This is a genomic window from Actinocatenispora rupis (assembly GCF_016861975.1).
In the GTDB taxonomy this organism is placed as follows: domain Bacteria; phylum Actinomycetota; class Actinomycetes; order Mycobacteriales; family Micromonosporaceae; genus Actinocatenispora; species Actinocatenispora rupis.
In genome coordinates this window covers 58,151-78,399 of the sequence record NZ_BOMB01000031.1, presented here as the reverse complement: position 1 = coordinate 78,399, position 20,249 = coordinate 58,151, and the positions used below count along the sequence as shown (strand labels likewise).

Sequence of the window (20,249 nt, the reverse complement as noted above, 5' to 3'; positions counted from 1 at the left end):
CCGGAAAGGTTCCGGAGCTCTGGAGCGTGCGGGCCTGCACCCCCCCGAAGCGCGACGCTCACCCCCCGCGTTCGCGCTCCCTGCCGGCCCCCGTGACCTGGCCGCGGTCGCGGGGGCCGTGCGTATCTCCCGGCCGATAATCGCGACGATGTTCGCTCCGGTTTCGCGGATCTCGAAGTCAATCTCTTCTCGAATGCAAGATGACTGTCCAGAATCCGACATCCTTCGCGCATTCCTTCTTTGTTTGGTACGAGGAAATGCCTGGTCTGGCGGGTGCGGGTGATTCGTGTCCGGGCCGATTCCTCGCCGGATCTCGCGGACCCCGGTACGACAGGGGCCGTTGATCTCATGATACGGGAATGGTGTATCGTTTCTTGGGATTGGCCGCGAACTGGCGGCTGGACGTCACGGGCCGGCGCCGGCCCGGTGCGGCGAACGTGGAGGTTGGCGTGACGGTACGGCTGGCGGTCATCGGTGGCGACGGGATCGGTCCCGAGGTGGTCGCCGAGGCGCGCAAGGTGCTCGACGTGGTGCTTCCCGGCGTGGACGCCACGGAGTACGACCTGGGTGCGGCCCGGTACCACCGGACGGGCGAGGTGCTGCCGGAGTCGGTGCTGCAGGAACTGGCGCAGCAGGACGTGATCCTGCTCGGCGCGGTCGGCGACCCGTCGATGCCGTCCGGCGTGCTGGAGCGGGGGCTGCTGCTGAAGCTGCGCTTCACGTTCGACCACTACATCAACCTGCGGCCGTCCAAACTGTGGGAAGGCACGGTCAGTCCGCTGGCCGGTGTGGCACCCGGCGAGATCGACATGGTCGTCGTCCGCGAGGGCACCGAGGGCCTGTACTGCGGGGCCGGCGGCGTGGTCCGCCAGGGCACGCCGGCCGAGGTGGCCACCGAGGAGAGCCTCAACACGCGGTACGGGGCGGAGCGCGCGATCCGCGACGCGTTCGAGCGCGCGATGGCCCGCCCGCGGCGCAAGGTCACGCTCGTACACAAGAACAACGTGCTGGTGAACGCCGGGCACATGTGGTCGCGCGCGTTCGCCGACGTGGCCGCGGAGTACCCGGAGGTGGAGACCGAGTACCAGCACGTGGACGCGGCGGCGATGTACCTGGTGACCAACCCGCAGCGGTACGACGTGATCGTCACGGACAACCTGTTCGGCGACATCCTCACCGACATCGCGGCGGCGGTGACCGGCGGCATCGGGCTCGCCGCGAGCGGCAACATCAACCCGACGCGGGAGTACCCGTCGATGTTCGAGCCGGTGCACGGGTCGGCGCCGGACATCGCCGGGCAGGGCGTGGCGGACCCGGCGGCGGCGATCCTGTCGACCGCGCTGCTGCTGGACCACCTGGGCCGCAGCGAGGACGCGCGCCGGGTCGAGGCCGCCGTCGGCGCCGAGGTGGCCGGGCGTACGCCGGGGGAGCCGGTCAAGACCGCCGCCGTGGGTGACGCGGTGGCCGCGCGGCTGGCCGACTGACCGCGCCGTAAGGGGAACGTCGCAGGGCAACGTCACAGGGCAACGGAGCGCCTCACGGTCGTGGGGCGCTTCGGCGTGCCCGCGTACCGGTGGCGGGGCTGTGACCTGGGCGAACGAGCGGTGTGGATCACGCCGGCCGGGCTGAGCGAGCGTTCAGGAGGTTGGCTATGCTGCTGGTGTCCGCGCGTGGCCGACCGGCCGGATCGCGGGCCGGGGTCGCCCTGCCGCGTTGTACCCGACGCGTGCCGCGCCCTTTCCTGACGATCCGTCCGTGGACCCCACCGGCCGCCGGCCGTCGTTCGGCCGACCCCTGCACCGTACGGGGAGCCTGAACGAGCGGTAGGTTTTCTGTGCGTGCGGCCGGTGCCGCGGTCCGAGAGTGCCTTGGAGGTACGAGAACGATGAGTGCTGGCGCCACCGGGAAGACGAACACGGCGGGCCTGGAGTTCGAGGTCCGTCCGAACCCGCGGCCCACGCCGCCGGACGAGCGGGCGGCACTGCTGGTCAACCCCGGGTTCGGCCGGATCTTCACCGACCACATGGTCACCATCCGCTACAGCGACACCAAGGGCTGGTACGACGCGCGGCTGGAGCCGTACGGGCCGATCTCGCTGTCGCCGGCGACGGCGGCGCTGCACTACGCGCAGGAGATCTTCGAGGGGCTGAAGGCGTACCACAGCCCGGACGGTGGCATCACGCTGTTCCGTCCCGAGGCGAACGCCCGGCGCATGCAGCTGACCTGCGACCGGATGGCCATGCCGCGGCTGCCGGAGGAGGAGTTCCTGACGGCCGTGCGGCTGCTCGTCGAGCGGGACCGCGAGTGGATCCCCACGCAGGAGGGCGGCAGTCTCTACATCCGCCCGTTCATGTTCGCCACCGAGGTGTTCCTCGGGGTGAAGCCGTCCTCGGAGTACCTGTTCTGCGTGATCGCCTCGCCCGCCGGGTCGTACTTCGCGGGCGGCGTGCAGCCGGTGGACGTGTGGGTGTCCGCGGAGTACACCCGGGCAGCGCCGGGCGGTACGGGCGCGGCGAAGTGCGCGGGCAACTACGCGTCGAGCCTGGTCGCGCAGGCGGAGGCGATCGAGGCGGGCTGCGACCAGGTCGTGTTCCTCGACGCCGTCGAGCGCCGGTACGTGGACGAGCTGGGCGGCATGAACGTCTTCTCCGTGTACGGCGACGGCGACGACGTCACGTTGGTGACCCCGCCGCTGGCCGGCACGATCCTGCCGGGCATCACGCGCGAGTCCGTGCTGGCGCTGGCCGGACAGTTCGGGTGGCGCGTCGAGGAGCGGCAGTACGCGGTGGACGAGTGGCAAGCGGACGCCGAGTCGGGGCTGCTGCGCGAGTCGTTCGCCTGCGGGACGGCCGCGGTGGTCACCCCGATCGGCCGGGTCCGCGGCGCCGACCTGGACTTCACGATCGGCGGCGGCGCCGAAGGCCCGGTCACCCGCCGGCTGCGCGAGACGCTGCTGGACATCCAGCACGGTCGCGTCGAGGACACCCACGGCTGGGTGCACCGCCTGGCCTGACGGCTGGCCGCACCAACTGGCCTCACCCAGCCCGACCTGCGACGCCCCCGGTACCGAGTGGGTACCGGGGGCGTCGGGTCGTACGGCGCCGTCAGGCGGTGAGGGCCTCCTCGGCCGCGAGCGTCGTCGCGGCGGCGGCCACGACGGACGCGACACGCAGCGCGTCGTGCACGGTGTCCCGGGAGACGCCCGCCTCGCGCAGCGTCCGCTCGTGCGACTCCAGGCAGGTGCCGCAGCCGTTGACCGCGCTGACCGCCAGGCACCACAGTTCGAAGTCGACCTTGTCGACGCCGGGGCGGCCGATCACGGACATCCGCAACCGCGCCGGCAGCGACTGGTACGCGTCGTCGCCGATCAGGTGCTTGGCCCGGTAGTACACGTTGTTCATGGCCATGACCGAGGCCGCGGCCTTGGCGGCGTCGACCACTTCGGGCTTGAGTCGGTCGAGCGCCTCGGCCACGATCTCGCGTACGACGGTGGCGTTGCCCGCGGCGATCGCGCAGGCCACCGCGGCGCCCCAGACCTGCTGGTCCGGTGCCTGGCTGGTGCCCAGCACCGAGCCGAGGTTGAGCCGGGTGTCCTTCGCGTACTCCGGAAGCGCGGCCCGGAGCGCGTCGAGCCCCACCTCAGGCACCTGCCAGCAGCTTCGTGGCGTCCAGCGTCTCGCCGCCCTTGTTCCAGTTGCAGGGGCACAGCTCGTCGGTCTGCAACGCGTCGAGTACCCGGAGGACCTCGGTGACGTTGCGGCCGACGGACCCGGCGGTGACCATGGCGAACTGGATCTCGTTGTTCTGGTCCACGATGAACGTCGCGCGCTGCGCGAAGCCGTCGTCGCCGAGTACGCCGCACGCGGCCGAGAGTTCGTGCCGGGAGTCGGCGAGCATCGGGAACGGGATGTCGCGGAGGTCCGGGTGGTCCTTGCGCCACGCGTGGTGGACGAACTCGGAGTCCACGCTGACGCCGAGCACCTGCGCGTCCCGGTCGGCGAACTCGTCGTTGAGCCGGCCGAACTCGGCGATCTCGGTCGGGCAGACGAACGTGAAGTCCTTGGGCCAGAAGAAGACGACGCGCCACTTGCCTTCGTAGGTCTTCTGGTCGATCTGCGCGAACGCGCTGTCCGCGTCGAGCGAGACGCACGCGGTCAGGTCGTACTCGGGGAAGTGGTCACCGATGGTGAGCACACGGCCTCCTTGCCGGGTTACTTAACTGGATCCGTTCCAGATTAAGGGTGGGTCCGGGGTGGCCGCGGGCCGGTGACCTGGAGGTGAGGTCGATCACGAGGCTGCCCGAAATCTGGGATGGACTCACCACGAGACGGACGGTGGTGGCAAGGTGGCGGACGTGACCCGGATCCTCTGCGGCCTGATTATTGGCACCTAGCGCGCACGCCGACGCATCCGTCGAGCCAGCGCGCAGACCTCCCGTGACCCGGGGGGTCTTTTCGTTTTCCGGGCCCGATCCGCCGCGAGCACACACTTCGACCTCCCCGGGAGGACAGACACCATGCGATCCGCCGACGAGTTCCACCTGTTCGACACGACGCTGCGCGACGGTGCCCAGCGCGAGGGCGTCAGCTACTCGGTCACCGACAAGCTCGCCGTCGCCGGCCTGCTGGACGAACTCGGCGTGCGGTTCATCGAGGGCGGCTGGCCCGGCGCGATGCCCAAGGACACCGAGTTCTTCGCCCGCGCCCGTACCGAGCTCGACCTCCGGCACGCCGAGCTCGTCGCCTTCGGCGCGACTCGCAAGGCCGGCGCGCGGGTGGCCGACGACCCGCAGGTACGCGCGCTGATGGACGCGGAGACGCCGGCGGTGTGCCTCGTCGCGAAGTCCGACGTACGGCACGTTGAGCGGGCCCTGCGTACCAGTCGCGAGGAGAACCTCGCCATGGTCGGCGACACCGTCGCGCACTTCGTCGCCGCCGGCCGCCGGGTGTTCCTCGACTGCGAGCACTTCTTCGACGGGTACGCCGCGGACCCCGGGTACGCGCTGGAGGTGGTGCGGACGGCGTTCGCCGCGGGTGCGGACGTGGTGGTGCTGTGCGACACCAACGGCGGGATGCTGCCGTCCGGGGTGGCCCGCACCGTCACCGAGGTACGCGAGAAGTTGGGCGGGTCGCCGCGACTGGGCATGCACGCGCAGAACGACACCTCCTGCGCGGTGGCGAACACCATCGCCGCGGTCGAGGCCGGCGCGATGCACGTGCAGGGCACCGCCAACGGGTACGGCGAGCGGCCCGGCAACGCCGACATCTTCGCCATCATCGGCAACCTCACCACGAAGCTCGGGCACAAGGTCCTACCGGACGGGTGCCTGGAGAAGATGGTGCGCGTCTCGCACGCCATCGCGGAGATCGCGAACATCGCCCCCGACACCCACCAGGCGTACGTCGGGGCCAGCGCCTTCGCCCACAAGGCGGGGTTGCACGCGAGCGCGATCAAGGTGGACCCGGATCTGTACAACCACGTCGATCCGGCCATCGTCGGCAACGACATGCGCATCCTGGTCACCGAGATGGCCGGCCGGGCCAGCGTCGAGCTGAAAAGTCGCGAGCTCGGCCTGGACCTGGCCGGCCGGCCGGACGTGCTGTCGGCGGTCACCGAGCAGGTGAAGCGCAAGGAGGCGGAGGGCTGGTCGTTCGAGGCCGCCGACGCGTCCTTCGAACTGTTGGTACGCGCCGCGCTCGACGGCGGGCCGGCGCGCCCGTTCACGCTGGAGTCGTACCGGGTGATCGTGGAGCATCGGGAGGACGGCGCCGTGGTCAGCGAGGCGACCGTCAAGGTACGGGTGCGCGGCGAGCGGGTGATCGCGACCGGGGAGGGCAACGGTCCGGTCAACGCGCTCGACGCCGCGCTGCGCGCCGCGCTGGTCCGGCACTACCCGGGACTGTCCACAGTGGACCTCCGGGACTACAAGGTACGGATCCTGGAGGGCAGCCACGGCACCGGCGCCGTCACCCGGGTACTCGTCGAGTCCGGCGGCGAGCAGCACAACTGGACCACCGTCGGCGTACACGAGAACGTGGTGGAGGCGAGCTGGCACGCGCTCGTCGACGCCCTCACGTACGGGGTGCGCAACGCCGAGCCGGCGCGCGCCGGGAGCTGACCGCGGGTCGTACCGCCGGGTCGGGCTGGCCCGGCGGTGTGTCCCGTCAGGCCGGGAGCAGCGCGTCGCAGGCGGCGACGAGGCGTTCGCGCAACGGTGCGGCGCGCTCGGACATGGCGCGCTGGGCCGCCGCGTACTCCGCCCGGCCGGTGGGCGTCTCGATCGGGATCGGCCGGTAGCCCAGCGCGGACAGGTCGTACGGCGAGGCGCGCATGTCGATCTCGCGGACCTGGCGGGCCAGCGCGAAGCAGTCCGCCACCAGGTCGCTGTCCACCAGCGGGGACAGCTTGTACGCCCACTTGTAGAGGTCCATGGTGGCGTGCAGGCAGCCGGGCTGCTCCAGCTCGGCCTGCCGTTCCCGGGTCGGTTGCAGCACGTTGAGCGGGCGGGCCGGCTCGGTGAAGAACCGGAACGCGTCGAAGTGGCTGCACCGTACGCCGCGCTCGGCGACGACGGCGTCGGTCTCGGCGGGGGACAGCCGCAGCGGCCAGCCGGCGTGCCGCAGCTCCTCGGCGCCCTGCCGGTACACCATCGCCCACTCGTGCAGCCCGAAGCACCCGAACTGCGCCGGTCGCCCCGCCGTACGCACCAGCAGGTCACGCACCCACCCGACCGTCCCGGTACGCCGGGCCAGCAGTTCGGCCGCGTCCAGCACGGCGCCGCCGTCGACCGCCACGTACTGCGGGCCGGCCTCGGCCGCGGTGGCGCCGTCCAGCAGGACGCCCGCACCGGGATGCCAGCGCCGCAACTGCGCGGGACGGTACGAGTAGTACGTGAAGAGGAAGTCCTCGACGGGGTGCCGGGCGCCCTTCCGGCGCCGGGCCAGGTGCGGGGCGGTCCAGCCGTCGATCCGCCGCTCGTGCGCCGCGCGCCGGCCGCGCCACTCCGCCGCGGACAGCACCACCCGGTACGTGGCGTTCGGCGGTGCGGACATGCACCCAGTCTGCCAGCGGCCGGTGCGTACGCCGACCGGCGGGCGGCGGCTCATCCCGTCGACGTGGTCCGGTTGCGGACCGTTAGATTCTCCAGAAGGCAATTCGCTCCGCGGCGGGCGCTGACCGGCCGCGGACCTCGACGGAAGGTTGTGTTGTGCGTATCGCACGGTTCGCCCACAGCGGCGGCATGTCGTTCGGGGTGGTCGAGGGCGACCCCGGCGCGGGGACGGAGGGGCTGACCGTCGCCCAGATCGAGGGGCTGCCCTTCGGGCGGGTGCAGACCACCGGGCAGCGTTGGGCGCTCTCCGACGTCCGGCTGCTGTCGCCGATCCTGCCGAGCAAGGTGGTGTGCGTCGGCCGCAACTACGCCGAACACGCCGCCGAGCACCAGGCCGAGGTACCGACGGAGCCGCTGCTGTTCCTGAAGCCGTCGACCTCGGTCGTCGGGCCCGGCGACGCGATCCGCCTGCCCACCCAGTCGAAGCGGGTCGAGCACGAGGCCGAGCTGGCCGTCGTGATCGGCATGACCGGCGCCCGCCGCGTCGACCGGGCCACCGCGCCCGCCGCGATCTTCGGGTACACCTGCGCGAACGACGTCACCGCGCGCGACCTGCAGCGCAGCGACGGGCAGTGGACCCGCGCCAAGGGGTTCGACTCGTTCTGCCCGATCGGCCCGTGGATCGACACCGACGCGAACGTCTCCGACGTCGAGGTGACCTGCACGGTCGGCGACGCGGTCCGGCAGCGCGGCCGTACCCGGGACATGATCTTCGACATCCCGACCCTCGTCTCGTACGTGTCGCACGTGATGACGCTGCTGCCCGGTGACGTGATCCTGACCGGTACGCCCGCCGGCGTCGGCCCGCTGGTCGACGGCGACACGGTGACGGTCACGATCGACGGCATCGGCACCCTGAGCAACCCGGTGGTGGACCTTGACTGAGCACTCCGTACCGACCGGCGCCGACATCCGGGTGCGTTTCTGCCCGTCGCCGACCGGCACCCCGCACGTCGGCCTGATGCGCGCCGGCCTCTACAACTGGGCGTACGCCCGGCACACCGGCGGCAAGCTCGTCTTCCGGATCGAGGACACCGACGCCGCGCGCGACTCCGAGGAGAGCTACCGGATGCTCCTCGACGCGATGGCGTGGCTCGGCATGGACTACGACGAGGGCCCCGAGATCGGCGGCCCGTACGAGCCGTACCGGCAGAGCCAGCGGCGCGAGATCTACGCCGACGTGGCGAACCGCTTGGTCGAGGGCGGCTACGCGTACGAGTCGTTCTCGACCGCCGAGGAGATCGAGGCGCGGCACAAGGCCGCCGGCCGCGACCCCAAGCTCGGGTACGACAACGCCGACCGGGACCTGACCGACGAGCAGAAGGCCGCGTACCGGGCCGAGGGCCGGGTGCCGTCGCTGCGGCTGCGGATGCCCGACGAGGACCTGACCTGGACCGACCTGGTACGCGGCGAGGTCACGTTCAAGGTCGGCTCGGTGCCCGACTTCGTGATCGTCCGCGGCACCGGCGACCCGCTGTACACGCTGGTCAACCCGGTCGACGACGCGTTGATGAAGATCACCCACGTACTGCGCGGCGAGGACCTGCTGCCGTCCACCCCGCGCCAGCTCGCCCTGTACCGGGCGCTCGTCGAGATCGGCGTCGCCGAGCGCACCCCGCAGTTCGGCCACCTGCCGTACGTGATGGGCGAGGGCAACAAGAAGCTCTCCAAGCGCGACCCCAAGAGCGACCTCTTCCAGTACCGGCGGGAGGGGTACCTGCCCGAGGGCGTCGTCAACTACCTGGCGCTGCTCGGCTGGTCCATCGCCCCCGACCGCGACGTCTTCAGCCCCGCCGAACTCGTCGAGGCGTTCGACATCACCGACGTCAACGTCAACCCGGCCCGGTTCGACCCGAAGAAGATGGCCGCGATCAACGCCGCGCACGTACGGCTGCTCACCCCGGACGACTTCGCCGCCCGCATCACGCCGTACCTGGCGGACGCCGGGCTCGTCACGCCGACCGACGAGCAGCGCGCCGTGATCGCCGCCGCCGCGCCCCTCATCCAGGAGCGGGTGCAGACCCTCGGCCAGGCCCCCGACATGCTCGGCTTCCTGTTCGTCGAGGACCTGGTACCCGACCCGGACGCCGCCGCCAAGGCACTCGGCCCCGACGCCGCCCCGGTACTCGACGCCGCGCTCGCCGCCGTCGAACCGCTGCCCGACTGGACCGCGCCGGCCCTGGAGGACGCGCTCAAGACCGCGCTCGTCGACGGGCTCGGGCTCAAGCCCCGCAAGGCATTCGCCCCGGTACGCGTCGCCGTCACCGGCCGTACCGTCTCGCCCCCGCTGTACGAGTCGATGGAGCTGCTCGGACGCGACCGCTCCCTGGCCCGGCTACGAGCCGCCCGTACGACCGCGGGCTGACCGTCCGTCGCGGCCCGGAACCCTCGGGCTCCGGGCCGCTTGGGTACCGGGCCGCTCAGGCCCCGGCCGCTTGGGTTCCGGGCCGCCTCCTTGCGGGCGCCGTGCCTTCGGCGTGGCGCCCGCCTTCGGTACGGGTTCCCGTTCAACGGTGCGTTTCGGCGCGGGCTCTCGTTATGGCGCGGCGGGTGCCCGCGGCGCGGGCGTTTCCGGTGCGGCGCAACGTTTCCGGGATGTCGCAGCGTGTCCGGTGCGGCGCGGGCGTATCCGGTGTGGCGTGGGTGTCCGCGGCGTGGCCGGGCTTTCCGGTGCGGCGCAACGTTTCCAGGGTGTCGCGGCGTTTCGGCGTGGCGCGGGCGTCCGGCGTGGCGGGTGCGCGCGTTGCTGGTGCGGCGCGGGCGTTTCCGGTGTGGCCGGGCCACGCATCCAGGTGACCGCGGGTCCGAGCGTCGCGGTGCCGGTGCTCGCCGGGCTGGGCGTTCTCGGTTCCGGTGTACGCCGGCGGATCGGTCTCTGGACCGGCGCCGTCCGCACCGCCCGGTGACCTGGCCACCGCGGCGCGAGCGTGAGTGACATGGTGCGGCTGCCGGGCGGTGGGGGCCGCTGCTGGCCGACGTCTCGTCGTACGTGCCAGAGGTGGACGACGCACTGCTGACCGCCGACGAGCGCGCCGGGCTGCTTCGCCGACTCGCTGATCTGGTTCGGCGTCCCCGGCGGCCTGCCGGTCCGGTACCGGTGGTTCGACGGCAGCCTCGTGCAGGCGGTCTACAACCGCACGTGCCTGACCATCCCGCTGCTGGTCGTCGCGGCCGCCGTCGGCGCCGCCGGGCAGTTCGATGCCGCCGGGCGGTTCCGTGCCACCCGGGCGGGTCGGTGCTGGCCGCGGCTCACCGGTTCGGGCCGCTGCCGCCGGTCGCGCGGCGGCGGGTGGCAAGGCCGCGCAGGCGTACCGCTAGACCCGCGACGGTCACCAGCGCGCCCGCCACCAGCAGTACCACGGCGGCGGTGGTCGGGAAGCCCACCGTCTGCGCCGGCGTGAACCCGTCCGCCACCGCGGCCCGTGTCCCGCCCCGCAACCCCGCGCCGAACGCCGCCAGCGCCACACCCGGCGCGGTCAGCCCGAGCGTCGACACGCCCGCCGCCCCCGCCGCCAGCCCGCTCATGATCGCCAGCGGCAGCGTGAGCCCGCGCACGTCGTTCGAGGCGCACGAACCGCCGCCACAGTCCCGGGCCATCCGGTCGACGTCGTGCGCGAACGAGTACGCGGCCCAGCACGACACCACCGTCAGCACCACGAACAGGACGGGCTCGCCACGAACCAGGAACCCCGCACGAGCCCGGACACCCGACGCCCCGCAACCCGTCATGACCCGAGAGTACGGGCAGCGCCGCCGGCCATCCCGCCGTCCGCCGCCCGTTCTGGCCGCAACCCGACGGGCCGGTACGACCCCGCCGCCGCCGTACCCACCAGCCGAAACGGGCACGCCGACCCGACGCCCGGACGTACCCCACCGGACCCGCCCACCACGACAGCGCGCCACCACGCCCCTGGTTTGGGGCCCGCGAACCCGGTCATGTACAGTTCACTCCGGTGCGCGGGCACCGATGGGGTATGGGGTAATTGGCAGCCCGACTGGTTCTGGCCCAGTTAGTCTAGGTTCGAGTCCTGGTACCCCAGCAACTGTCCGCGCACCACCCTAGGGCCCCGTCGTCTAGCGGCCTAGGACACCGCCCTCTCAAGGCGGCGGCGCCGGTTCGAATCCGGTCGGGGCTACACGGTCTGGTCGGCCTCTACTCGCGGAGAGCGCGAGTGGGGGCCGTTTCGCATTGCTCTGGGGGCGCGGCCCCCAGACCCCGCGCCGGGGGCGTAGCCCCCGGCACCCCCACGTCGCCTTGCTCCCCAGCGGTGTGCTGCCTTCGCTGCGCTCGGCCCCTTGCTGTGCTGCCTTCGCTGCGCTCGGCTTCGCTGGGCTCGGCTTCGCTGGGCTCGGCCCACTGTTCTGTGCTTCGGCTTGCCTACTGGGCCTCGCTGCGCTCGGCCTTGCTGTGCTTCGCTGTGCTCGGCACGTTGCTGGGCTTGGCTTCGCTGTGCTCGGTGCCTTGCCGCGCATGCCGTCGCTGCGCTCGGCGCGCCGCACTGCGCTCGCTGTGCTCCGTTTGAAGGCGCTGTCGCACGGCATTCGCTGCGCTCGGCCAACCTTGTTGCGCTTGGTTGGCGTGCTGGCCATCTTGTTGTACTCGCCTTGGCTGTTTTCGGCGGCATGGTTGCGCCGGGCTTCGCTGTGCTCGGTCTTGCTGTGCTGTGCTGTGCTGGCACGGCCTTCGCTGCGCTCGACCATGCGCCGCCCTTGCTTCGCCCTCGCTGCACTCGGCTCAGCTTGCTGGGCGGTCGTTGGTGGCCTCGGCTGCGCTCGGCTCTGTTTGCGCCTTGCTCTGTCGTCATCGGCCTTCGCCGCGCTGGGCCCGTTGCGCTCGCCCGTTGCGCTCGCTCGCTGTGCTCGCCCGTTGCGCTCGCTCGCTGCGCTGATGGCGTTGGTGTGTCCAGTTGCCTTGTGGTACTTGGCCTTTCGCGGGCGTACTCGGTGCGGTCGGCCCGTGTCCGGGCTTGGCTACGGCAGGGTGCCGGCTCGGTACTTCCGGCTTGTTGGGCTTGGTTGCGCTGCGGTCGGCCTGGCGCGTTGTTGTCGCAGGGTCAGGGTTCGGGTCTTGCGCGGCGGGCTGGGCGCGGGTGGCGTGCGGGGCGGGATGGGTTGGGGTGCTTGGGGTCTGGTGTGGTGCGGGTCAGGGGGGTGGGGGTGCGAGTTGGGCGCGGCGGCGGGTGAGGTGGGCGGTTTCGGCGGTGTTGCCGGCGAGGGCGATGGCCCGGTCGTACGCGGCGCGCGCCTCGTGGCTGCGGCCGAGGCGGCGGAGCAGGTCGGCGCGGGTGGCGTGGTAGGCGTGGTACCCGGCGAGTGGCTCGGCGAGGCGGTCGACGGTGGCGAGGGCCACGTCGGGGCCGTCGAGTTCGGCGACGGCGACGGCACGGTTGAGGGCGACGATCGGCGACGGGTCGAGGCGTACGAGGTGGTCGTAGAGGGCGACGATCTGGGCCCAGTCGGTGTCGCGGGCGTCGCGGGCGGAGGTGTGGACGGCGTTGACGGCGGCGAGGATCTGGTAGCGGCCGGGCGGTTCACCGGTGGCGAGACGCTGGCGTACCAGGTGGTGGCCTTCGGCGATGAGTGCGGTGTGCCAGGCGCCGCGGTCCTGTTCGGCGAGGGGGACGAGGGTGCCGTCGGCGGCGATCCGGGCGTCGCGGCGGGCCTCGGTGAGGAGCATCAGCGCGAGCAGCCCGGTGACCTCGCCGTCGGCGGGCAGCAGGGTACGGGTGAGGCGGATGGCCTCGGCGGTCAGGTCGTGGCGTACCGGGTCGGTGTCGGGGCCGGTGGAGAGGTAGCCCTCGTTGAAGACGAGGAACAGGACGGCGAGGACGCCGGAGACGCGGGCGGGGAGGTCGGCCGCGGAGGGCACGCGGTAGGGGATGCGCGCCGCGGCGATCTTGGCCTTGGCGCGGGTGATGCGCCGCCCCATCGTGTTCTCCTGCACCAGGAACGCGCGGGCGATCTCGGCGACGGTCAGGCCGCCGACCAGGCGCAGCGTCAACGCCACCCGGGCCTCCGCGGCGAGCGCGGGATGGCAGCAGGTGAAGATCAGCCGCAGCCGGTCGTCGTCGATGGCGCCGACGGGCTCGGCCGGTCCGTCGTCCGCCACCATCCAGGCCTCCCGGTACTTGTCGGCGCGTTTCCGTTCGCGCCGGATCCGGTCGATGGCCCGGCGGGTGGCGGTCGTGGTCAGCCACCCACCGGGATTCGGCGGTACGCCGTCGGCCGGCCACCGTTCGACCGCCGTCGCGTACGCCTCGGCGGTGGCTTCCTCGGCGATGTCGAGATCGCCGAACCGTTTGGCCAGGGCGGCGACGATGCGGGCCCATTCGGCGCGGTGGGCCCGGGTGATCGCCGCCCCGGCGTCGACCGTGTTCACCGGAACGGACGTACCTCGACGCGGCGGTTGCAGGCCCGCGACCCGTCGCTGGCGAGCGCGAGCGCCACGTCCAGGTCCGCCGCCCGGATGATCCAGAACCCCGCCAGGTACTCCTTCGACTCCAGGTACGGGCCGTCGGTGACGAGTGCGGCGCCGTCGCGGTTGTCGACGACGGTGGCGGTGTCGGGCGCGGCGAGGCCGCCGGCGAAGACCCAGTGGCCCGCGGACCTGAGCCGCTCGTTGAACGTGTCGATGGCGGCCATCTCGTCCGGGGTGGCGGTGCCGGCGTCGACGTCGAGTACGGAGAGCAGGTACTGCATCGTGATCATCTCCCGTGGTCGCGGGTGCCCCGGTGGGCGGCCCTCACCCCTGCCACGAACGCCCCGGCCCCGATCCGACACCACCGGGGAAGCTCGCGGGTACGGAATCGGCGAGAAACGTCAGCGGTCGGTGGACTCGCGGGGGACGAGGGTGTGCGGCGCCGTCGTACGGCGGGGGCCGGTGGGCGCGGTGCCGTCGATGCGGGCGAGGAGGAAGTCGACGGCGGTGGTGGCGATGGTCGGCTTGTCCGGGGCGATGGTGGACAGGCTCGGGGTGCTGTAGCGGCCGTCCTCGGCGTCGTCGAAGCCGACGACGGCGACGTCCTGCGGCACCCGGATGCCGCGGGTGGCGAGGCAGCGCAGGGCGCCGAGGGCGAGCGGGTCGTTGAAGCAGAACACGCCGTCCGGCGGGTCGGGCAGGGCGAGCAGGGCGGCCATCGCGGCGAAGCCGTCGGCCCGGTGGAAGCTCCGCGCCGGTACGACGAGGTCCGGGTCGTACGGCAGGCCCGCCTCGGTGAGGCTGGCGCGGTAGCCGCTGAGGCGTTGCCGGGCGGTGGCGCCGGGTCCGCCGGTCTGCGCGCCGATGGCGGCGATCCGCCGGCAGCCGATGGCGACGAGGTGCTCGGTGGCGTCCCGCGCGGCCCGTACGTTGTCGATGCCGACGTGGTCGTCGGGCCCGCGCGGGGCGCGCTCGCCGAGCAGTACGAGGGGGGCGCGGTCGGTGCGGGCCCGCAGGTCGGCGGCGGACAGCGCGAGCGGGCTGAACAGGACACCGTCGACGAAGTGGCTGCGGATCCCCTTGAGTACCACCATCTCCTGCTCGCGGCCGCCGCCGGTCTGGTCGATGACGACCGTGTACCCGCGGTCGGCGGCGGTCTCGACGACGAGCCGCGCCAGCTCCGCGAAGTACGGCACGTCGAGTTCCGGTACGGCGAGGGCGAGGACGCCGCTGCGGCCGGAGCGCAGCGAACGCGCGGTCAGGTTGGGACGGTAGCCGAGCTCGTCGATGGCGCGCTGGACCCTGTCGCGGGTGGCGTCCTTGACGTGGACGTACCCGTTGACGACGTTGGAGACCGTCTTGACGGACACGCCGGCGCGTTCCGCGACGTCTCTGAGCTTCGGTGGCACCGGCACCTCCCCGTGGACCCCGCAGCGTATCCCCGGCCCGGGAGAGCCTCGTCACCCGGGCGCATTTACAACGATGTAATAGACTGCCCGACGATCCGCCGAATCGCGTACCGCGCAAGGAGAATCATGGTGTCGAGCAGTGTTCCGCGGCCCGAGTACCCGAGGCCGCAGTTCGTCCGGACCGACTGGCTCAACCTCAACGGTACGTGGGGGTTCGAGACCGACCGCGGCGACAGCGGTCTCGCCCGCGGGCTGACCGACCGCGAGCTGTCCGACCGGATCGTCGTGCCGTTCTGCCCGGAGTCCGAGCTGTCCGGGATCGGCGACACCGACTTCCACCACGCCGTCTGGTACCGGCGGGAGGTCGAGTTCCCGGCCGGGTGGGCCGGCCGCCGGGTGCTGCTGCACTTCCAGGCCGTCGACCACGACACCACCGTCTGGGTCAACGGCACCGAGGTCGGCCGGCACCGGGGCGGCTTCACCGGCTTCACCGTCGACCTGTCCGGCGTGGCCGGGCCGGGGGAGCGGGCGGTCGTCGTGGTCCGCGCCCGCGACGCCAAGTCCGGTCCGCAGGCCCGCGGCAAGCAGTCCACCGAGTACGCCAACCACGACTGCGACTACACCCGTACGACGGGGATCTGGCAGACGGTGTGGGCGGAGCCGGTGCCCGAGGTGCACCTGCGCCGCCCGCGGATCACGCCGGACCTCGCCGCCGGCGCGTTCCACCTGGAACTGCCGCTGTCGGCGAACCGTACCGGTCACCGCGTCCGGGCCACGCTCACCGACGACGCCGGCACCGTCACCACCGCCGAGGTACGTGCCGACCTGGACCTCGCGCCGCGGCTGACCCTGGCCGTACCGGAGGGGCGGGTGCGGGAGTGGCTGCCCGGCGACCCGCACCTGTACGGGATCCGCCTGGAACTGCTCGACGCGGCCGGCGCGGTCGTCGACGCGGCCGACAGCTACGCGGGGCTGCGGTCGGTGTCGATCGACGGGAACTCCTTGCGGCTCAACGGTCGCCGCGTGTTCCAGCGCCTCGTCCTCGACCAGGGGTACTACCCGGACGGGGTGCTCACCGCGCCGGACGACGCGGCCCTGGTCCGCGACATCGAGCTGTCCCTGGCGGCCGGCTTCAACGGCGCCCGGCTGCACCAGAAGGTCTTCGAGGAGCGCTTCCTGTACCACGCCGACCGGCTCGGCTACCTGGTGTGGGGCGAGTTCGGCGACTGGGGCTGCAACGGGTACGGGCCGGACGGCGACAACCAGCGGCCCGACCCGAGCTACGTCGCGCAGTGGCTGGAGGCGCTGGAACGCGACTACTCGCACCCGTCGATCGTCGGCTGGTGCCCGCTCAACGAGACGCGGCAGCGCATCACCGACGACATCACCGTGCTGGACGACACGACCCGCGCGATGTTCCTCGCCACCAAGGCCATGGACAGCACCCGTCCGGTACTCGACGCGTCCGGTTACAGCCACCGGGTCGCCGAGTCCGACGTGTACGACTCGCACAACTACACGCAGGACCCCGAGGTGTTCGGCGCCGAGATGGCCGGCACGTACGTGAACGTCGGTGAGCGCGACGCGCCGTGGTCCCTGCCGTACCGGGGGCAGCCGTACTTCTGCAGCGAGTTCGGCGGGATCTGGTGGGGCGACGGCGACGAGTCCTGGGGGTACGGGGAGCGGCCGAAGGACGTGGCGGAGTTCCACGCGCGGTTCGCCGGGCTGGTGTCCGTCCTGCTCGACGACCCGTCGATGTTCGGCTACTGCTACACCCAGCTGACCGACGTGCACCAGGAGCAGAACGGCATCTACCGCTTCGACCGTACCGAGAAGCTGGATGTGGCGCGGATCCGCGCCGTACAGAGCCGGACCGCGGCCAGCGAGCGGGCGTGACGCGCGCGGCCGGCGCTCTCCACGGGGGAGCGCCGGCCGCGCGGTACGGAGACGGGGCGCCGGCGACGAACCGCCGGCGCCCCGTCGCGCTACTTGATGCCGGTGTTGGCGATGCCCGCCACGATCCGGCGCTGGAACAACAGGAACACCAGGAACAGCGGCAGCGCGCCGAGTACGGCCGAGGCCATCACCTGCGCCTGGTGGATGCCGTACGCGTCCTGCACGACGGACAACCCCACCGGGATCGTCATGGTGTCCGTACTGGTCATCACGAGCAGCGGCCACAGGAAACTGTTCCAGCTCCACACGAACGTGAAGATCACGACCGCGGACACCGCCGGCCGGCACAGCGGCATCATGATCCGGGAGTAGATGCGGAACCAGCCGGCGCCGTCCAGCCGCGCCGACTCGACCAGTTCGCCCGGCAGCCCGCTGAAGAACGACGCGAACACGAACACCGCGACCGGCGTCGGCAGCGCCGGCAACACGAGCGCCCAGTACGTGTTGAGCAGGTGCAGCCCGGCGAACTCCTGGAACTGCGGCATGATCAGCACCTGCGGCGGGATCATCAGCCCGGCCAGGATCAGCCCGGTGGCGGCCCGCCGGCCGCGGAACCGTACCCGGGCGACGGCGAAGCCGGCCATCGAACAGACCACCACCGTCAGCGCCGCGGTGAGTGCCGCGACCAGGAAGCTGTTCAGGTACCAGGCCGGCAGCCGCCCCGCCGACAACACGTGCCGGTACGCGTCGAGCGTCGGATGCGAGGTGAACCAGGCCGTCGGGTCGGTGGTGACCTCGCCCTCCGGGCGGATCGACGTGTCCACCGCCCACAGCAGCGGCACCAGCCAGACCGCGGCGAACACCACCAGGACGGACACGCAGAAGGCGGTGAAGTACCGGTGCCGGTTGCGGATCCCGACGCCGGTACCGGACGATCGGGTCTCCGGACGGGTGGCCGTCAGCGTCGCCATGTCAGGACCTCCTGCCGAGCCGGCGGTTCGCCACGAACCAGACCACGGAGACGGCCAGGATGACCACGAAGTACAGCATCGAGGCGGCGGCGCCGTAGCCGGTGCGGAAGTCGGTGAAGCCGACGTCGTAGATGTATTCGATGACCGGCCGGGTGGCGTAGTTCGGGCCACCCGAGGTGAGCAGGTAGATCTGGTCGAACACCTTCAGCGAGGCGAGGATCTGCAGCATCGTCACCAGCAGCGTGGTACGCCCGAGCAGCGGCACGGTGATCCGGCGCAGCTGCGCCAGGGGACTGGCCCCGTCCACCGCGGACGCCTCGTACAGCTCCTGCGGGATCTCCTGGAGGCCGGCGAGGTAGAGCACGAAGTTGAAGCCGATCGTCCACCACACCGTCATCAGCGCGACGGAGATCATCGCCCAGTTCGGGTCGGCGAGCCAGGCCGGCGCGGTCAGCCCGACCGACGTCAGCCACGACGAGTACAGGCCGGTCGGGGTGTACATCCAGGTGAAGACGAGCGCCACGCACGTCGCGGGCACCACGTACGGGGCGAAGAAGGCGAGGCGGAAGAACCAGCGGCCGTGCTTGAGCCGGTCCGCCAGCATCGCCAGCCCCATCGCCACGATCACCAGCGGTGGCGTGGTCAGCAGCGTGAACAGCACGGTGTGCCACATCGACGACCAGAAGTCGCTGCTGCCGAGCGCCTCGGCGTAGTTGCCGAACCCGGCGAACGACCCCAGCCCGGTGCGGACCGAACTCGCGTCGAAGAAGCTCAGCACCAGCCCGTACAGTGCCGGGCCGATCAGGAACAGCAGGTACAGCACGGCGAACGGGGCGAGCAGCCCCCACCCGGCCCGTGCCTCGTCACCCCGCGCCGTCTGCTCCTCGGTACGCGGCAGCGCCGCCAACGTGGTCGTCGTCATGAGGCGGCCTCCGATGCGGAGCGTCGCAGCGAGCGCAGCGAGTTGGGTGGGGAGCTGCCGGGGATCGTTGTCATGCGGTGCCTCCCACCGGTGCGGGCCGGCTGGCGTACCCGTTGAGCTTGGTGCGGATCTGGCGGACGGCGGCGTCCGGCGAGATCTGGCCGGCCTCGGCGGCGGCGACCGCGAAGCCCATGATGTTCTCGAAGTCGGACCCGGCGCCCGAGTACCAGCCGGCGGGGTCGTAGACGGCGGCCTCGGCGGCCGGCACGTACTCGGACTGCGGGCGGAGTTTGCGGAACGCGGCGGAGTCCTGCACGTTCTTCCAGGCCGGCACGTGGCCGCCCTCGGCCCACACCATGCTCGCGTCGAGCAGCCCGCGGACGAGTCCGAGCGACGTGTCGCGGCGGTGGGCGTCGCGGCCGGCATTGCGCGGCAGGATCAGCGCGTGCGAGTCGGCGAAGCAGTGGTACGCCCCGCCGAAGACGTTCGGCACCGGCGCCATGGAGAACTTCAGCTTCGTCGCCTGGTACGTGGGGAGCTGCCAGACGCCGTCGAACAGCAGGCCGACCTTGCCGTTGGCGAAGAGCTGGTTGACGCCGTTGCCGTCGATGTTGGACGGCATGAGCTTGCGGCCGACGGTGAGTTCCCGCTGGAACGCGAGTACCTGGGCGGCCTTCGCGTCGTCGAGCACGATGCGGGTGCCGTCGTCGGCGAGCACCTCGCCGCCGAGCTGGCCGTACAGGGTGTCGAACCAGCGCCAGCAGGTGGACGGGTCGGCGTTGACGTTGACCACCCCGCCGTACGCGCCGGTCACCTTGCGGCAGGCGGCGAGCGCGGCGACGAGCCCGTCGGTACCGGTGATGGGGGCGATGCGGCCGTCGGCGTCGAGCAGCCCGGCCTTCCGGCAGATGTCGACGTTGTAGAACATGACGAACGGGTGGGTGTCGAGGGGCACCGCGTACTGCTTGCCGTCGACCTGGCCCTTCCGCCACGCGGCCGGGGTGAAGCGGTCGGCGGTCATGCCGTGCCGGGCGAGGTCGTCGCCGCGCAGCGGTTCGAGCAGGTTGCCGGCGGCGAGGGTGGGCAGCCGGCTGAGGTGGGTGACGGCGACGTCCGGCGGCCGGTTGCCGAGGATGGCGAGCGCCAGCTTCGTGTAGTACGGCGTGCCCCAGCTCAGGGTGACCGCGTTGAGGTGGACGTCCGGGTGCTGCTTGCGGTACCGGTCCTCCATCTCGACCATGTGGCTGCCGTCGCCACCGGTGAAGAGGTTCCAGTACGTGAGGGCGTCGGCCGGCGGTCCGGTGCCGGCCACACCGGCGAGCACCGAGCCGCACCCGGTACTGGCGCCGAGTCCTGCGACGCCGAGCGCGGCGAGTGCCGCGCGCCGGCTGATGCCCGACGGACCGGTGGGGGACCGTCGACGGCTCGGTTCCCCACCGGCGTCCGAAGTTCGGGGCACGGTCATCGCCACCTCCCGCTCGACTGTGCCCCAGTTTTTACATCGTTGTAGAACCCCTGTAAA

General features: G+C 71.9%; 16 protein-coding genes and 2 tRNA genes. 8 read left to right on the top strand and 10 right to left on the bottom strand.

What is annotated here, in order from left to right:
- Positions 1–449: 449 nt before the first annotated feature.
- Both Aru02nite_RS26295 and Aru02nite_RS26290 read left to right on the top strand, forming a co-directional pair.
- On the top strand, positions 450–1,484 hold the full coding sequence (locus Aru02nite_RS26295; RefSeq protein ID WP_373324981.1) for a 3-isopropylmalate dehydrogenase: 1,035 nt from the start codon (positions 450–452) through the stop codon (positions 1,482–1,484).
- 401 nt (positions 1,485–1,885) lie between these two features.
- Positions 1,886–3,013, top strand: coding sequence for a branched-chain amino acid aminotransferase (locus tag Aru02nite_RS26290; protein WP_203662230.1), 1,128 nt, complete (start codon positions 1,886–1,888; stop codon positions 3,011–3,013).
- Between the two features lie 91 nt (positions 3,014–3,104).
- On the opposite strand, the gene ahpD is transcribed toward Aru02nite_RS26290, so the two are convergent.
- Both ahpD and Aru02nite_RS26280 read right to left on the bottom strand, forming a co-directional pair.
- Positions 3,105–3,647: an alkylhydroperoxidase, AhpD family gene (ahpD, locus tag Aru02nite_RS26285; RefSeq protein ID WP_239076961.1), complete on the bottom strand. Its 543-nt coding sequence runs from the start codon at positions 3,645–3,647 to the stop codon at positions 3,105–3,107.
- Complete coding sequence (locus tag Aru02nite_RS26280) at positions 3,640–4,194, bottom strand: peroxiredoxin (RefSeq protein ID WP_203662229.1); 555 nt, start codon at positions 4,192–4,194, stop codon at positions 3,640–3,642. Before Aru02nite_RS26280 ends, ahpD begins: the two co-directional genes overlap by 8 nt.
- Before the next feature lie 322 nt (positions 4,195–4,516).
- Here Aru02nite_RS26280 and cimA point away from each other — a divergent pair, with 322 nt between their 5' ends.
- Positions 4,517–6,118 (top strand): citramalate synthase, encoded by a 1,602-nt coding sequence (gene cimA / locus Aru02nite_RS26275; RefSeq protein ID WP_203662228.1) that lies wholly within the window; start codon positions 4,517–4,519, stop codon positions 6,116–6,118.
- A 46-nt stretch (positions 6,119–6,164) separates the two neighbouring features.
- Here cimA and Aru02nite_RS26270 read toward each other — a convergent pair whose 3' ends face one another.
- Positions 6,165–7,052, bottom strand: a complete 888-nt coding sequence (locus tag Aru02nite_RS26270) for a 3-methyladenine DNA glycosylase (protein ID WP_203662227.1) — start codon at positions 7,050–7,052, stop codon at positions 6,165–6,167.
- A 155-nt stretch (positions 7,053–7,207) separates the two neighbouring features.
- On the opposite strand from Aru02nite_RS26270, the gene Aru02nite_RS26265 reads away from it, so the two are divergent.
- Positions 7,208–7,996, top strand: a complete 789-nt coding sequence (locus tag Aru02nite_RS26265) for a fumarylacetoacetate hydrolase family protein (protein ID WP_203662226.1) — start codon at positions 7,208–7,210, stop codon at positions 7,994–7,996.
- On the top strand, positions 7,989–9,476 hold the full coding sequence (gene gltX / locus Aru02nite_RS26260) for a glutamate--tRNA ligase (protein ID WP_203662225.1): 1,488 nt from the start codon (positions 7,989–7,991) through the stop codon (positions 9,474–9,476). The genes Aru02nite_RS26265 and gltX overlap by 8 nt, the downstream gene beginning before the upstream one ends.
- An 884-nt stretch (positions 9,477–10,360) precedes the next feature.
- On the opposite strand, the gene Aru02nite_RS26255 is transcribed toward gltX, so the two are convergent.
- A complete protein-coding gene (locus Aru02nite_RS26255; protein WP_203662224.1) occupies positions 10,361–10,840 on the bottom strand; it encodes a hypothetical protein in 480 nt (159 codons plus the stop codon).
- Positions 10,841–11,079: 239 nt separating this feature from the next.
- Between Aru02nite_RS26255 and Aru02nite_RS26250 the strand changes: the two genes are divergently transcribed.
- Positions 11,080–11,151, top strand: a tRNA-Gln gene (locus Aru02nite_RS26250).
- Between the two features lie 23 nt (positions 11,152–11,174).
- Positions 11,175–11,247 (top strand) — tRNA-Glu (locus Aru02nite_RS26245).
- Between the two features lie 1,007 nt (positions 11,248–12,254).
- Here the strand turns inward: Aru02nite_RS26245 and Aru02nite_RS26240 are convergent.
- From Aru02nite_RS26240 to Aru02nite_RS26230, 3 genes are all read right to left on the bottom strand, one after another.
- On the bottom strand, positions 12,255–13,490 hold the full coding sequence (locus tag Aru02nite_RS26240; RefSeq protein ID WP_203662223.1) for an RNA polymerase sigma factor: 1,236 nt from the start codon (positions 13,488–13,490) through the stop codon (positions 12,255–12,257).
- Positions 13,487–13,819 (bottom strand): YciI family protein, encoded by a 333-nt coding sequence (locus tag Aru02nite_RS26235; RefSeq protein WP_239076960.1) that lies wholly within the window; start codon positions 13,817–13,819, stop codon positions 13,487–13,489. The genes Aru02nite_RS26240 and Aru02nite_RS26235 overlap by 4 nt, the downstream gene beginning before the upstream one ends.
- Before the next feature lie 111 nt (positions 13,820–13,930).
- On the bottom strand, positions 13,931–14,938 hold the full coding sequence (locus Aru02nite_RS26230) for a LacI family DNA-binding transcriptional regulator (protein ID WP_203662222.1): 1,008 nt from the start codon (positions 14,936–14,938) through the stop codon (positions 13,931–13,933).
- Positions 14,939–15,064: 126 nt separating this feature from the next.
- Here Aru02nite_RS26230 and Aru02nite_RS26225 point away from each other — a divergent pair, with 126 nt between their 5' ends.
- Positions 15,065–16,834 (top strand): glycoside hydrolase family 2 protein, encoded by a 1,770-nt coding sequence (locus tag Aru02nite_RS26225; protein WP_203662221.1) that lies wholly within the window; start codon positions 15,065–15,067, stop codon positions 16,832–16,834.
- 89 nt (positions 16,835–16,923) lie between these two features.
- Here Aru02nite_RS26225 and Aru02nite_RS26220 read toward each other — a convergent pair whose 3' ends face one another.
- The 3 genes from Aru02nite_RS26220 to Aru02nite_RS26210 form a co-directional block, all read right to left on the bottom strand.
- A complete protein-coding gene (locus Aru02nite_RS26220; protein ID WP_203662220.1) occupies positions 16,924–17,805 on the bottom strand; it encodes a carbohydrate ABC transporter permease in 882 nt (293 codons plus the stop codon).
- A 1-nt stretch (position 17,806) separates the two neighbouring features.
- A complete protein-coding gene (locus Aru02nite_RS26215) occupies positions 17,807–18,727 on the bottom strand; it encodes a carbohydrate ABC transporter permease (protein WP_203662219.1) in 921 nt (306 codons plus the stop codon).
- Positions 18,728–18,797: 70 nt separating this feature from the next.
- On the bottom strand, positions 18,798–20,192 hold the full coding sequence (locus Aru02nite_RS26210; protein WP_203662218.1) for an extracellular solute-binding protein: 1,395 nt from the start codon (positions 20,190–20,192) through the stop codon (positions 18,798–18,800).
- Positions 20,193–20,249 lie beyond the last annotated feature (57 nt).